We start from the raw sequence: 14,007 nt of genomic DNA, 5'->3' as shown, positions 1-14,007 counted from the left end.
GTGCCAGTCCTCGAAGCATGGAAAAAGCCCTTTGCCGCCAGAGAGATGCACGCGCGACGCGCCGTTGCGGCGTGCTGCCGCGCCTTCTTACAGCACCGCGGCGGCCGATGCAATGTGCATCGCGCGGCTCCCGGGCATTGCCATCATTTATGAAACGATCCGGTGCGGCGGCGCGGATTGTGCCTTGCGGGCGCAGCCCATACATTCCCGTCATCGGAAATTTTTCACGGGAGACCCAGATGATCAGGATTCGTCGTTCCGACGAGCGCGGCCACGCCAACCACGGCTGGCTGAACGCCAAACACAGCTTCTCGTTTGCCGATTACCACGATCCCGAGCATATGCACTTCGGTCCGCTGCGCGTGATCAACGAGGATCGGATCGCCGCTGGGCAGGGCTTCGGCACGCACGGGCATCGCGACATGGAGATCGTCACCTATGTGCTCGACGGCGCGTTGTCGCATCGCGACAGCCTCGGCAACGGCTCGACGATCCGTCCCGGCGACGTGCAGCGCATGAGCGCCGGCACGGGCGTGATGCACAGCGAGTTCAATGGATCGCAGGAAGACTCGCTGCATCTGCTGCAGATCTGGATCATCCCGAAACGCGCAGGCGACGCGCCGGGCTACGAGGAGAAGCGCTTTACCGATGCCGACAAGCGCGGGCGGCTGCGCGTCGTGGCGGCGCCGGATGGCCGCGACGGCGCGGTGACGATCCACGCCGATGCGTCGATCTACGCCGGTCTCTTCGACGGCACGGAGCGTGACGAGCTTGCGCTCGCGGCGGGACGCCAGGCGTATGTGCATGTTGCGCGCGGCGCCGTAACGGTCAATGGCGAAGCGCTGAAGGCGGGCGACGCCGCGATGATCACCGATGCCGCGAGCGTCACGGTCGAAAACGGCGAGGGCGCGGAAGTGCTGCTGTTCGACCTCGGGCATTTGCGTTGAGCGAGGCGGCGCTTTCGTTCATTTCGTTCATTTCGTTCATTAGTCTGTTGGTCAGCCAATGAAACAACGCCACGGAAGCTGCCTTCCGTGGCGTTTTGTTTTACGCGCGGTTTTATGCGCGTCACGCCCGGCGAAGGGCGTTCATCGGCACGCCGGCGCGCGCGAGGCAACGCGGCTGACCTCGCTTAAGGCTTCACCGCCGAAGCCGCTGCGTCGCTGTGATGCTTCTCCCAACGCTCGCGCATCTTCTGATGACGCTGCTCCATCTTCGCGAAGTGCTGCTTGAGCGCGGTGCTGACGGTGGTCTTCTGCTGGTCGTTCAGGCCGTTATAGAAGTTCAGCCATGCCGTCGACGTCTGCTCGCGCAGCTGCGCGTCCTTCTGCTCGATCTGCTGATGCGCGGCGTGCATCGCGTTCAGGTCGAGAATCGGTTGCTGCTGCATCTGCTTGAACTGCTGGCGCATCTGCTCATGGTTCGCGCGCTCGGCGTCATGGCTTTGCTTCATCGTGTCGAGCGCGGCTTGCCATGCCTTTTCCTGATCCGCGTTCAGTTTCAGTTGCCCGTGCAACTGGTTCAGTTCCTTCATGAAGCCGCCGTGGTGCCAGCCCGGGCCGCCATGGCCCATGCCGGGACCACCTTGGGGCTGCGCGGCGAAGGCGGCCCCGAGACTCAATGCAAGCGATGCAGCGGCAACGGCGAGAAAGCGTGATGTTTTTTTGGACATTACTGTGCTCCTTGATCAACTAGCCGACGATGCCGCCCGTCTCGAAGGTGGACCAGCGCGCATTCGGTAAGGCACAGCGTAGAGGGATCGAATGCCCATCGTGTTACGCGTATCCTTGCGGAAGTTACGTGACATTACGTGTGCCTTTCGCGGTAACACCCGGTAACCCTTTCGGGGTCAGTAGGGGCGGAAACGCAGCGGGGCGCGCGTTACACTTCAAACCATGGCTACTCAAATTCTGGTCGTCGATGACGACGTCGAACTGCGCGATCTGCTGCGCGACTATCTGGCCCGGCAAGGCATCGAAGTGTCGGTGCTGCACGACGCCAGTTCACTGGAGCGCCGCATCGAGCGCGAACGGCCCGACCTGATCGTGCTCGACCTGATGATGCCGGGCGTCGACGGTCTCACGGCGCTCCGCAAGCTGCGCGCGTCGGGCGACGATATCCCCGTGATCATGCTGACGGCGCGCGCGGACGACGTGGATCGCATCGTCGGCCTGGAACTCGGCGCCGACGATTACCTCGGCAAGCCGTTCAACCCGCGCGAATTGCTGGCGCGCGTGCAGGCGGTGTTGCGCCGCCGCAAGACGCTGCCGTCGGCGGCTGCGCCCGAACAGCGCGAGCCGTTCTCGTTCGGCCGCTTCACGCTCGACTTCCAGTCCCGCACGCTGCATCAGGAAGGCAAGCCGCTCACGTTGTCGGGTAGCGAATTCGCGCTGCTGAAGATCTTCGTCAATCACCCGATGCGCACGCTCACGCGCGAGCGCCTGCTCGAACTGCTGCACGGTCCCGAATACGACGGCACCGACCGCGGCATCGACGTGCAGGTGTGGCGCCTGCGCCGCATTCTCGAAACCGATCCGTCCGTGCCGCGCTTCATTCAGACCGTACGCGGACGCGGATACGTGTTCGTCCCCGATGGCGAGCAACATGCGGCGTCCAATTGATTCGTTGTTCGGGCGGCTCGCGCTGCTCGTCGTCTGTGTATTGCTGGTGTCGCATTTCGCGTGGTATCTGCTAGTGCGCTTCGAGCGCAACCAGTCGCAGACGCGCTATGCCGTCGAAGAGGCCGTGTTCCTCGTCGACGCGGTGCGCGACCACGTCAGGCGCGAGCCGGATCAGCCGCTGCCTTCGCGCGTGCGGCTCGTCGATCCCGCGAGTGCCGACGTCCCGCCCGACGTGTCGAATTTGCCCGCGCCGCTCGACCGTTTCGTCGACGATGTGCGCGACCGTCTGCCCACCTCGACGCAGGTGCGCGTCGGCACGCCGGGCAAGCCGCCCGCGCTGTGGGTTCGCGCGGCGAGCGATCCAAGCTGGATCGTCGTGCCCGTGCAGCCGTTGCGGCCGCCGCGCTCGCTCGACCGGATGGTCCTGTGGCTCGGCATCATTTTCTCGGCGGGCGTGATGGCGGCGCTCTTTGCCGCGTGGCAGCTGCAGCAGCCGTTGCGCTCGCTGGCGCAGGCAGTGACGCGCTTCGGGCGCGGCCTGCCCGTGCCGCCCGTGCGCGAGCGCGGCCCGCGTGAACTGCGGCAACTGACACACGGCTTCAACCAGATGGTGCAGGAGGTCGCGCGCACCGAGCATGATCGCGCGGTCATGTTGGCGGGCGTCGCGCATGATCTGAAGACGCCGCTTGCGCGTCTGCGGCTGCGCGCCGAGATGATGGACGATGCGAAGACGCGCGACGGCGTCGTGCGCGACGTCGATTCGATGACGCATATCGTCGAGCAGTTTCTCGTGTTCGCGCACGACGGCGGCGACCGCAGCGAACCTGTCGAAGTCGACGCGCAGTGCGAGCGCGTGGTGCGCAGCTATCGCGCGGTGTCGGGCGGCGCGCCGACGGTGCAGACGGATCTACGCGCCGGCCCGGGCTTCATGCTGCCCGCCGCCACGCTCGATCGCATTCTGTCCAACCTGCTCGACAACGCGCATGCGTACGGCGCACCGCCCGTAACTGTGGCGACGGCGCGCACGTCGCAAGGCTTCACGCTGTCGGTCACGGACAACGGCAGCGGCATCGCCGCGCAGGATCTGATCAACGCGAGCCGGCCGTTCGTGCGGCTCGATCCGGCGCGCGGCGGCAATGGCCACAGCGGCCTGGGCCTTGCGATCGTCGAGCGGCTCGTGCGGCGTGCGGGCGGCGAATGGCAGATCGGCAACAATGATGCGCCAAACGGCGGGCGGGGTTTGCGCGTGCAGATGACGTTCCCGCTGGAAGCGGTGTCGCGCACAGTGGCGGCGTCGGAAATCGTCTGGTGAGTGTGATGCGCCGCGCGCTTCGGCTGCGCGGCATTCAGAAACGGGCCTGGGGCTGAGTTGGCGCTGAGGGATTGCGAAGGCCCCGTCCATACCGTTCGATCAGACAGGCAGCATGCCTATTCGGTGAAGAGCGTGTTGAGCGCGGCGGCGGCTTCGCTGTCCACGGTATTCCACGTCACCGTATCCGCCTCGAAGATGTAGTGCGTCGTGTACTTGCCAAGACGCGCGAGGATTTCTTCCTGTATCACTTCGGGCGCTACTTCCAGCTTCAGATACCACGCGGTCGAAGACAGGCGCGTCTGAAACGCGCCGTACTCTGCGAGCAGATGATCGAAGGCGTCAGCGTCCTGATCGCGGCAGACGATGACCAGATTTCCCTTCATGCGAACCTCCGGGGGAGCGTAAAGCGGTGATCACAACTTTTGGATGAAAGTCGATGATACCTGCTTAAGCTCCGCTTGCCCGGCGGCTTCGACATGCGCGATGCAGCGCGCATCGCTGACCGGTCAGAGAGCGTTTCGCCTGCTTACCGTGTTTCACCAAACGCTACGAGCATGCGTCACCAGGCATTGGCGGGCGTGCGCGTGGGCGGTGCGGTATCGTCGGGTGGCACGGCCTCGCTGCGGTCGCGTCCGCCCTGTTTCGCGGCATAGAGCGCCTGGTCGGCGCGGCTGATGATGCGCTCGGGCAGATCTTCCGCCGACAGTTCCGTGATGCCGATACTCACGCTCAAGCCGACCGACTGTGGCAGCTTCGTCGACGGCGTCGCCTTCAGGCGCACGCGCAGGCGCTCGACCACTTCGAGTCCGGTGCCGAGCTGTGTGGACGGCAGCAGAATGCCGAATTCCTCGCCGCCCAGCCGGCCGATTGCGTCGCTGCCGCGCAGCTCGGCGCGGCAGGTATCGACGAAGTGTTCGAGCGCGCGGTCGCCGGCGGCGTGGCCGAAGCGGTCATTGATCTGCTTGAAGTGATCGAGGTCGGCGATCGCCATGCACAGCGGCTCGCCCGTCGCGCGCGCACGGTCGATCTCATGACGCAGCAGATCGAGGAAATAGCGGCGCGACAGCGCGCCCGTCAGCGCGTCGTGACGCGCTTCCGCGGACAGCAGCGTGTTCGCCGACTGCAGCTGCTCGGCCAGCACGCGGGTTGCGCGATGATGGCGCCGCTCGCGCAGATACGACACGGTAATCACCCAGGCGAGCGCCACCGTGCCCGCGAGCGTCAGGAACACCAGCAGATGATCGCGCTTGTGATTGCGCATCAGCTCGGGCCAGGCGACGAGCGGATCGACGAGATGCGCGGAGAGACCCGAGTTCAACCCGCCGCGCGACTGGTAGAGCGTTGGGATCGGCTGGCCGGGCATGTCGAACAGCTGATCGGCGATCGCCGTCGGTACCCACGGCGCGTCGCTGCGCACCTGGCTCTTGACGGGTTGGATCTGAATGGTTGCGAACTGGTCGCGATGATAGGTGCCCATGCGCTCGACCGCGTTCATCTGCGTGACGCGCGAGTTCGGCATGGCCTGGCCTTCGAGCGCCGCGTTGTGCGCCATGATGACCACGCCGTTGTCATCGGTGACGAAGGTGCCGGCGTGCGCGACCCAGTGGCGCAGCCGCGCGATGCCGACCTTGGCGACGATCGCGCCGACCAGCAGGCCGTCGTCGTAGACGGGCGCCGAGATGAAGATGCCCGGCTCGCCGCTCATGCGGCCCACGCCGTATGCCTCGCCGAACGCGCCGAGCAGGGCGTTGGTCAGGTAGCTGCGCGAGCGCATGTCGAGCCCGACGAACGAATGCGCGTTTTGCGCGTTGCTCGCCGCGACGCACAGCCCGTTCGCGTTGACCAGCCAGATGATGTCGAGGCCCGAGAAGCCTTGGGCGTCGCGCAGGAAGCCGTCGATGCCCGCCAGTTCGGGCGACTTCAGCAGTTCTTCGCGATGGGCGGGTTCCAGGTCGACGCCTGACGCGGCATAATTCTGCGAGTGCGTCAGCGCCTGCTGGATCACGCCGAGTTCGGCCATGGTGGCGGGTATCGCCCGCGACATCGCCAGGTCGCTCGCGATCACTTCGGCCATGTTGTAGACGATCGAGGCGGACATTTGCCGCTGCTGGCGCAAGGCGGTATCCAGTTCTTGCTGTACCATCCGGTCCGCGACCAGGCCGGAGGCGAACCAGCATGCGAGCACGACCAGTACGAAACTGGCCGGTCCCAATGCCTGGCGCAAGGTTGTCCTTTTCATCGACCCTCTGATCCGTCTGACTGATTCATGCAACAACGTCTATCGTTGCAACGCGCTGGCGCTGGGCCGTTCCTGCCAATTTTCACCGTGCACCGCACGGAGCCAGGATAAATGCGCCGCGCCGCCGTCCTCGTCGCCGTCGGCCAGCAGGTTTCGCCGCCTCCCGATTTTAACCGCCGCGCGGCCCGGCGCTAGCCAGGATTTGCGCGCGCGAAAGTCCCGTGTGGGGTATTAACGGCCTCCGGCGGGACTTTCTGAATAGCGGCACGGCCGTCGGATTGTGGTTAGCACGCGACGGTTCGCCCGAAGCGGGGCGCAAAGCCGGCCTGTTGATGCACGCGGCCTGCCGCTTACAGATCCATTCCGTTAGCCATTCAGCGTGACATTTGAGTGTCAACGGTTGTTTCTGTCACACAGGTTGTAGTAGTGTCGTGCCGTCCAAAATGAGGAAAGCTCGCTGGCCTGCCGGCGGCGGCCCGCGCAACACGATTGCGCCGGCCGTAAGTGCAGGCCCGCACGGGGCGCCGCGCGATGTATCCGTCGCCGGCCAATGCGTATTGAACGCCAACGATTTACCGCGCATTAGCGTTTTGCCATGCCTGATTTCCGCTTTCCGGATCGATCCTCGGACCGTCGCGCCGCCGCCAGCCATGCCGGCGCGCGCGTAGCCATCATGGCTGGCGGCATGTTTGCATTCCGCCGCGAAAGGAGGGCCGCCTGATGGATCTGTTCAGCTTCACCCTGAACCGCACCGCCAATGCGTCGGCGTGGCGGGTGCTGCCCAATCGTTGGGATTTCATTGCGTTTCCGCTCATCATCTGCGTGATCGCGATGGCCGTGGTCGGTTTCCACGAGACGATGGCGCCCATCTCGACGCTGCAAAGCGAGCCGATCTCGCTCGACCCGGCGAACCTGCCTGAGTACGCGCTGCGTACCACGCTGCGCATGCTCGCCGCGATGGTCGCTTCGCTGACCTTCACGCTGGTCTACGGAACGCTTGCCGCGAAGAGCCGCCGCGCGGGCCAGGTGCTGGTGCCGATTCTCGACATCCTGCAGTCGGTGCCCGTGCTCGGCTACATCTCGTTCACGGTGACGTTCTTCCTCGCGCTCTTTCCGTCGCGGGTGCTGGGCGCCGAACTGGCCGCGATCTTCGCGATCTTCACGAGCCAGGCGTGGAACATGACCTTCAGCTTCTACCAGTCGCTGCGCACCGTGCCGCGCGATCTGGACGAGGTGTCGAAGGGCTTCCATCTGACGTCGTGGCAGCGCTTCTGGAAGCTCGAAGTGCCGTTTTCGATGCCGGGCCTCATCTGGAACATGATGATGTCGATGTCGGGCGGCTGGTTCTTCGTGGTCGCCTCCGAGGCCATCACGGTCGGCAATCACAGCATCACGTTGCCGGGCATCGGCGCGTATCTGGCGGCGGCGATCTCCGAGAAGAACCTGCACGCAATCGGCTGGGTGATCCTGACGATGACGGTCGTGATTCTCGCGTACGACCAGCTCCTGTTCCGTCCGCTCGTCGCGTGGTCCGACAAGTTCCGCATGGAGAACACGAGTTCCGGCGACGCGCCGGAATCGTGGCTGCTCGACCTGATCCGCCGCACGCGGCTGATTCACCGCCTGCTCGTCCCCATCGGCTGGATGTTCGCGAAGGCCGCGCGCGTGCCGATCCGCTGGCCGCGCGTCGGGCCCGTGAAGTTCGCCAAGCCGGCCGTGCTCAAGCCGTCCAGAACGGGCGACATCGTGTGGGCCGTGATCGTCGTGCTGGCGACGGCATTCGTCGTGTATCGCGTCGTCGCGTATGTGCGCACGGGCGTGACGCTCGATGAAGTCGGCCATGTGTTCGTGCTCGGCCTCATCACGCTGCTGCGCGTGACGGTGCTGATCGCGCTCGCGTCGGTGGTGTGGCTGCCCATCGGCGTGCTGATCGGGCTGCGCCCCTCGCTCGCCGAGAAGATCCAGCCGGTCGCGCAGTTCCTCGCGGCGTTCCCGGCGAACCTGCTGTTCCCCGTCTTCGTGATCGTGATCGTCAAGTTCAATCTGAACCCGGACATCTGGTTGTCGCCGCTGATCGTGCTCGGCACGCAGTGGTATATCCTGTTCAACGTGATTGCGGGCGCGAGCGCCTATCCGAACGACTACAAGGAAGCCGCGAAGAATTTCCGCATCCGCGGCTGGCAATGGTGGCGCCAGGTCATGCTGCCGGGCGTGTTCCCGTACTACGTGACGGGCGCGATCACCGCCTCGGGCGGCGCGTGGAACGCAAGCATCGTCGCGGAAGCCGTGCAGTGGGGCGATACCAAACTCGCCGCGCACGGGCTCGGCGCTTATATCGCGCAGTACACGGCCGCGGGCGACTATCCGAAGATCATTCTGGGCATCGCGGTGATGTCCCTGTTCGTGTCCCTCTTCAATCGCGCGTTGTGGCGTCCGCTGTACGCCTACGCCGAAAGCCGCCTGCGGCTCGATTGAGATTCATTGAAGGCATAACGCGATGCAAAATCCGAAGACCGTAACCGCCGCGCCGATCCAGACGCCACCGATGCCGCCGCGCCTCGGTGAAGAAATCCTGCGCGTCAAGGACGTGTGCCGCGGGTTCAACAAGACCCAGGGCGAACTGCTGGTGCTCGACGACGCCAACCTGTCGCTGCGCGAAGGGGAGATCGTCGGGCTGCTCGGCCGCTCGGGCTCGGGCAAGTCGACGCTGCTGCGTATCATCGCCGGCCTGATCGAGCCGACGGGCGGCGAAGTCACCTATATGGGCAAGCCGCTCAAGGGCCCCGCCGATGGCGTCGCGATGGTGTTCCAGACCTTCGCGCTGTTTCCGTGGCTGACCGTGCTGCAGAACGTGGAAGCGGGTCTCGAGGCGCTCGGCGTCGGTGCACGTGCGCGCCGTGAACGCGCGCTTGCGGCGATCGACCTGATCGGTCTCGACGGCTTCGAGAACGCGTATCCGCGCGAGCTGTCGGGCGGCATGCGCCAGCGCGTCGGCTTTGCGCGCGCGCTGGTCGTCGATCCGACGCTGCTGTTGATGGACGAGCCGTTCTCCGCGCTCGACGTGCTGACGGCCGAGACGCTGCGTACCGACCTGCTCGATCTGTGGACGCAAGGGCGCATGCCGATCAAGTCGGTGCTGATCGTCACGCACAACATCGAGGAAGCCGTGTTCATGTGCGACCGCATCCTCGTGCTGTCGTCGAATCCGGGCCGCGTGATCGCCGAGATCAAGGTGCCGTTCAAGCATCCGCGCAACCGTCTGGACCCGGCGTTCCGCAAGCTCGTGGACGACATCTACGCGAAGATGACTGCGCGTCAGACAGATGAGAAAACGAAGAAGGGCCTGGAGCTGCACAGCTGGCTGCCGCATGTGTCGACCAACCTGATGGCGGGTCTGATCGAAACGCTCGCGGCCGCGCCATATCACGGCCGCGCGGACATGCCGGAAATCGCGCGCTCGCTGCATCTGGAGGTGGACGACCTGTTCCCGATCGCCGAAGTGCTGCAGCATCTGGGCTTCGCGGACGTGCGCGAAGGCGATATTTTCCTGACGCCGCCCGCCCGCGTGTTCGCCGAGTTCGGCACGCAGGAGCGCAAGCTGATGTTCGCCGACCATCTGCTCAAGCACGTGCCACTCGCGGCGCGAATCAAGAAAGTGCTGAACGAGCGCCCGGGACACCGCGCGCCGCGCGTGCGCTTCGAGCAGGAACTGGAAGACTTTCTGTCGGACAGCGCTGCTGAAGAAACGCTCGACGCCGTCATCAACTGGGGGCGTTATGCCGAGATCTTCTCGTACAACGACCAGACGGAGATTTTCAGCCTCGAGGACGTCGAGTCCTGACGGCAGCGCGCGATTTGCGTGAGCGAAGAAAGAAGGGGAGCCAAGCGGCTCCCCTTTGTTTTGGTCCCAATGCTTTGCGCTACGAGCAGCGTTATTGCAGATTGCCCCAGCGCTCGACAGCCGGTTCCGCCGACGCCCATTTCCAGTAACCCTTGTTGTCCTGCTGGCAGGCGCTCGCCATGTACCAGTCGACCTTCGCATCGGCCTTGTCGCCGTCGATGACCGAGAACACGAACTCCTTGCAGATCGCGAGCGACGACGCGAACGCGCGCGTGACGCGCACCTGGCCGTGGCCGTTCTCGATGGGCATCGTGTGCTTGACGCTCCAGTCGCGCGTCTCGCCGACGGGCATCGCACCTGCCAGCGCCGCGATCACGTTCTGCTGATCCGAGTGCATCACGCGCATATAGCGCGCGACGGCTTCATCGGTGGCGGCCTGCACGGCAATGCCGACGCCGATGCCCACAGCGGGATTCGCGGTGAAGATGCCTGTCGCGGCGCCGGCCCCCGCGCCAGCCGCCGCACCGACAGAAGCCGAACTGCAGCCGCTGACGATCGCGCCCGCGCCGAGGCACAACGCGCCGACGAGCGCGAGCCGCACAGCCGTCGCCGCCCGCAGGCTTCCGGTTGACGGACGCGCGCTCATTGCAGCGAGCCCCAGCGTTCCGTCGCGGGCTCGGCTGATGCCCACTTCCACGCCGTGCCGTCGCGGCAGATCGACGCGACATAGAACGCGCTCGACGCGGGCACGTTCTGCGTCGCGGTTTTATCGACGGAGAAGACAATCTCCTTGCAGTCGAGTTCGCCCGCGCTGATCGAGCGGCTGACAGTCACGCGGCCATGCTCGTCTTCTTCGAGCGGCACCGAATGCGTGATGCTCCACGGCGCGACCGCGCCGACCGCGAGCGGGCCGGCGACCACGGCGATGCTGTCCTGGGTGTTGCGATGGATCACGCGTTCGGAGTACTGCACGCCTGCGCGCGCCGCGGCGACGGCGCCAAGGCCGATACCCGTGGCGACGGCGGCGTTGTTCGTTACTTTCCCGGCAATGGCTGCGCCTGCGATACCGGCGCCCGCCGTGGCACTTTCCGCGTAGAGCGATCCGCATCCGCTCAATGTCGTGGTGACGGTGATGGCGACGGCCAGGGCCGCAATCAGCGTGGCGCTCGGGAAGATCGATCGCCGCATGGCGCTGGGCTGCGCGGCGTGTTTGTCACGGTGCATTGCTTTTTGCATTTCTTCGTCATCGCTCCTGCTCGTGCCTTCGACGCGTGGAGCGCGCCAGCGCGAAGGCAGATACATCTGATTTTTTCGCTGCGGCATTGTGCAGGATGCGTTTTGTAATTGGCATAGGGAAAATGCAAGCAATTGCAAAAGATGCTGCGTGGCCGGGGTCTTTCTGTTTGGCGTGAGGAGCAGTTGGTATGCCTGAGCAAGGCATGGGCACGACTGGCGCGAGCGCTTGCGCGTAGCGCGGCTCGATCGAAGAAGGGACGCGGCTTCACTGGAAGCCGCAAACACGAGTGGAGAATATGCCGCGAAGAAGGGCGCGCAAAAACCGCAAAAAACGATCAGCGCGCAATAGGCTGCGCGTGTTGCTGCGAATCAGTTGTCGTCGTGATTCGACTCTTCGTCGCCGTAGGTGCTGAGCCGGTTGTACAGCGTCTTGAGACTCACGCCGAGCGCTTTCGCCGCGCGCCGCTTGTCGCCGCCGCAATACTTGAGCGTGCCGAGAATGATCTGTTTCTGCGCATCGGCGAGCGGCGTGCCGATCCACACGCTCATCGAGTCGCCGACTGTCACGGGCTTCTTCACGCGCGACATCAGATGCGGATGCGGCAACTCCACCGCCTTCTCCGCCAGAATGAACGCGCGATACACCGCGTTCTTCAGCTCGCGCACGTTACCGGGCCACGACCAGGTGCGCAGCGTTTCCATCGAACGCTTGCTGAACACCTTGTTCGTGCCTTCCTGTCGGTTGAGTTCGTTGAGGAAATGCACCGCCAGCAGTTCGCGGTCGCCTTCGCGCTCGCGCAGCGGCGGCGCGCGCAGCGGGAACACGGCGAGCCGGTACATCAGGTCTTCGCGCAGGCCGTTTTCTTTCACCGCCACGGCGGGGTCGCGATTGGTCGCGGCGATCACGCGCACGTCGCCGCGAATCAGCTCGGTGCCGCCGACGCGATAGAACGTGCCCGTCTCCAGCGCGCGCAGCAGTTTCACCTGCCGCACGGGCGCCATTTCGGTGACTTCGTCGAGAAACAGCGTGCCGCCGTTCGCATGCTCGAAGTAGCCGATGCGGCCCTGGACCGCGCCCGTGAAGCTGCCTTTTTCATGGCCGAACAATTCGGCTTCGATCAGTTCATCGGGGATCGCGCCGCAGTTGACGGCGACGAACGCGCCGCCCTTGCGCGCGCTATGGTCGTGAATCGTGCGGGCAATCAGCTCCTTGCCCGTGCCCGATTCGCCGATGATGAGCGCGGTCGCATCGGTCGCGGCCACGCGGTCGATCTGGTCGTAGAGATCCAGCATGACGGGCGATGAGCCGTACAGCGTGCCGTACGACTTCAGTCCCGGGACGTTTTCCGCCGTGCGTTGCTTCGCCGGAGACGCACCGCCGCCATCGGCTTCGGTGGCGGGCGAGTCCAGATCGGTTGACGACATAGGCAAGGGTGTCCTGTGCAATTTCGGGTGGGTGTCGTGAATGGCGCAGGCCAGTATCGAGAGCGTGGATTGCCTCGTAAGAGTGGTCCACTATCTCACAAAAGGCAATTTAACCACTCACGCGCCATTTCCGGCAAGGCGCATGCAAGTTTGGCGTTCGCTGGCAGTTCGCAAATGTTAACGTACGATCGACACGCGTTGCCGGCAAAAGTTGCACGCCGCGCGATGCGCGTCGGCAACTTTGTCTGCATCGCGCATGCCTGCGCGCGGTCTTCGGGTGCGCGGCGTTTTGCGGAACTCGATGGGTATCCGTGGATCGCACGAGGATGCCGGGAACGGCCGATCGCACGAGGATGCCGGGAACGGCCGTTGCGACGGACAGGAGATGGCGCATGACACCGGAACCGCCCGTCGAGAGACGGGACAAATCCGGTCCCCGCGCCGGAACAGGAGATTGCAATGACGGAAACCACTGAACAGCTCGCGTTGGGCCGACAAAAACTTGTCCAGGATCTCAACGTGCTGTTAGCCGATTCAGAAGAAATGCTGCGGCTCGCGGCAGCCGTGCCGGGCGAAGGCCTCGACGCGCTGCGTGAGCGGCTACGCACGCACGTCGATTCCGTGCAAAACGCGCTCGCCGACGCGCAGACATCGGCCCAGCGGCGCTACCGCAGCGCCACCGTCCAGACTGAGCGATACGTGCGCCAGAATCCGTGGCAGTCGCTGGGCATCGCGGCCGGTGTCGGCTTCGTGCTCGGCATGCTCGCCGCGCGCTGAGCGGCGCTAATCCGGCATGGCGGCCGCGTGGCCGCTGCCATTTCCATTGACGACAACAAGGAGTTCAACATGGCACGCCCCAAGATCGGCATATTCGGCGCCGTGTTCGCCGTGGGCAGCGTACTGGCATGGCGCTGGGTGCAAAAGCAGCGCGCCGCGCAGCAACCGCTCGCGCGCGATCTGACGCGCTGGGAAGGCGAGGGCGGCGCCGTGACGGAGCCGGCGCAACCCGCGCCCGGCGCGCCGGGAGCGCAGGTCGCGCCCACGCCCGCCAAGCATCTGCGTAACGGCAATGGCGCGGATCACGGCGACGCCTGGCCGTTTCCGCGCAGCTAAACCGGCACTGACGCGCACGGCGGAACGCGATTTAACACGACCGTGCGCCGCGTCATATGCGGGCTGATTTTTTTCGACCCGAGGCCTTATAATGAGCAAAAAGCACAACAATAAGTGCCTTTTATAGCAAAATTTGCGGTAATTGTTGCGCAGATGCGTTAATTCGGAAAGTTTTTCCGGTTGAGGCGTCCGTCGCTGCGATGCAAGCGTATGCTTGAAA

The 14,007-nt window shown here is 64.8% G+C and carries 13 protein-coding genes; 7 read left to right on the top strand and 6 right to left on the bottom strand.

The window, feature by feature from the left end:
• Positions 1 to 239 precede the first annotated feature (239 nt).
• Positions 240 to 947: a pirin family protein gene (locus C2L64_RS12150; RefSeq protein WP_007587940.1), complete on the top strand. Its 708-nt coding sequence runs from the start codon at positions 240 to 242 to the stop codon at positions 945 to 947.
• 185 nt (positions 948 to 1,132) lie between these two features.
• On the opposite strand, the gene C2L64_RS12145 is transcribed toward C2L64_RS12150, so the two are convergent.
• On the bottom strand, positions 1,133 to 1,672 hold the full coding sequence (locus C2L64_RS12145) for a periplasmic heavy metal sensor (RefSeq protein ID WP_007587939.1): 540 nt from the start codon (positions 1,670 to 1,672) through the stop codon (positions 1,133 to 1,135).
• Between the two features lie 223 nt (positions 1,673 to 1,895).
• Here C2L64_RS12145 and C2L64_RS12140 point away from each other — a divergent pair, with 223 nt between their 5' ends.
• Both C2L64_RS12140 and C2L64_RS12135 read left to right on the top strand, forming a co-directional pair.
• On the top strand, positions 1,896 to 2,621 hold the full coding sequence (locus C2L64_RS12140; RefSeq protein WP_007587938.1) for a response regulator: 726 nt from the start codon (positions 1,896 to 1,898) through the stop codon (positions 2,619 to 2,621).
• A complete protein-coding gene (locus C2L64_RS12135) occupies positions 2,605 to 3,933 on the top strand; it encodes an ATP-binding protein (RefSeq protein ID WP_007587937.1) in 1,329 nt (442 codons plus the stop codon). Before C2L64_RS12140 ends, C2L64_RS12135 begins: the two co-directional genes overlap by 17 nt.
• A gap of 116 nt (positions 3,934 to 4,049) precedes the next feature.
• On the opposite strand, the gene C2L64_RS12130 is transcribed toward C2L64_RS12135, so the two are convergent.
• Entirely contained in the window at positions 4,050 to 4,316 is a 267-nt protein-coding gene (locus C2L64_RS12130; RefSeq protein ID WP_007587935.1) for a double-stranded DNA-specific endonuclease, read from the bottom strand.
• A gap of 176 nt (positions 4,317 to 4,492) precedes the next feature.
• Positions 4,493 to 6,172: a sensor domain-containing diguanylate cyclase gene (locus C2L64_RS12125; protein WP_007744393.1), complete on the bottom strand. Its 1,680-nt coding sequence runs from the start codon at positions 6,170 to 6,172 to the stop codon at positions 4,493 to 4,495.
• Between the two features lie 720 nt (positions 6,173 to 6,892).
• Here C2L64_RS12125 and C2L64_RS12120 point away from each other — a divergent pair.
• Positions 6,893 to 8,647, top strand: coding sequence for an ABC transporter permease (locus C2L64_RS12120; RefSeq protein WP_007587933.1), 1,755 nt, complete (start codon positions 6,893 to 6,895; stop codon positions 8,645 to 8,647).
• Between the two features lie 22 nt (positions 8,648 to 8,669).
• Complete coding sequence (locus tag C2L64_RS12115) at positions 8,670 to 10,013, top strand: ABC transporter ATP-binding protein (protein WP_007587932.1); 1,344 nt, start codon at positions 8,670 to 8,672, stop codon at positions 10,011 to 10,013.
• 91 nt (positions 10,014 to 10,104) lie between these two features.
• Here the strand turns inward: C2L64_RS12115 and C2L64_RS12110 are convergent, their stop codons facing one another.
• From C2L64_RS12110 to C2L64_RS12100, 3 genes are all read right to left on the bottom strand, one after another.
• Entirely contained in the window at positions 10,105 to 10,659 is a 555-nt protein-coding gene (locus C2L64_RS12110; protein ID WP_007587931.1) for a hypothetical protein, read from the bottom strand.
• Positions 10,656 to 11,237 (bottom strand): hypothetical protein, encoded by a 582-nt coding sequence (locus tag C2L64_RS12105; protein ID WP_238554759.1) that lies wholly within the window; start codon positions 11,235 to 11,237, stop codon positions 10,656 to 10,658. Before C2L64_RS12105 ends, C2L64_RS12110 begins: the two co-directional genes overlap by 4 nt.
• Positions 11,238 to 11,618: 381 nt before the next feature.
• Positions 11,619 to 12,674: a sigma-54 interaction domain-containing protein gene (locus C2L64_RS12100; protein ID WP_007587928.1), complete on the bottom strand. Its 1,056-nt coding sequence runs from the start codon at positions 12,672 to 12,674 to the stop codon at positions 11,619 to 11,621.
• A gap of 459 nt (positions 12,675 to 13,133) precedes the next feature.
• Between C2L64_RS12100 and C2L64_RS12095 the strand changes: the two genes are divergently transcribed.
• The gene (locus tag C2L64_RS12095; protein WP_007587927.1) at positions 13,134 to 13,451 is read left to right on the top strand and encodes a DUF883 family protein; all 318 of its coding nucleotides are present in this window, start codon (positions 13,134 to 13,136) and stop codon (positions 13,449 to 13,451) included.
• A gap of 69 nt (positions 13,452 to 13,520) precedes the next feature.
• The gene (locus tag C2L64_RS12090; RefSeq protein ID WP_007744382.1) at positions 13,521 to 13,787 is read left to right on the top strand and encodes a hypothetical protein; all 267 of its coding nucleotides are present in this window, start codon (positions 13,521 to 13,523) and stop codon (positions 13,785 to 13,787) included.
• The last annotated feature ends 220 nt before the right edge of the window (positions 13,788 to 14,007 follow it).

Source organism: Paraburkholderia hospita, from assembly GCF_002902965.1.
Classification (GTDB): domain Bacteria; phylum Pseudomonadota; class Gammaproteobacteria; order Burkholderiales; family Burkholderiaceae; genus Paraburkholderia; species Paraburkholderia hospita.
This window is presented reverse-complemented; position numbering and strand designations above follow the sequence as displayed.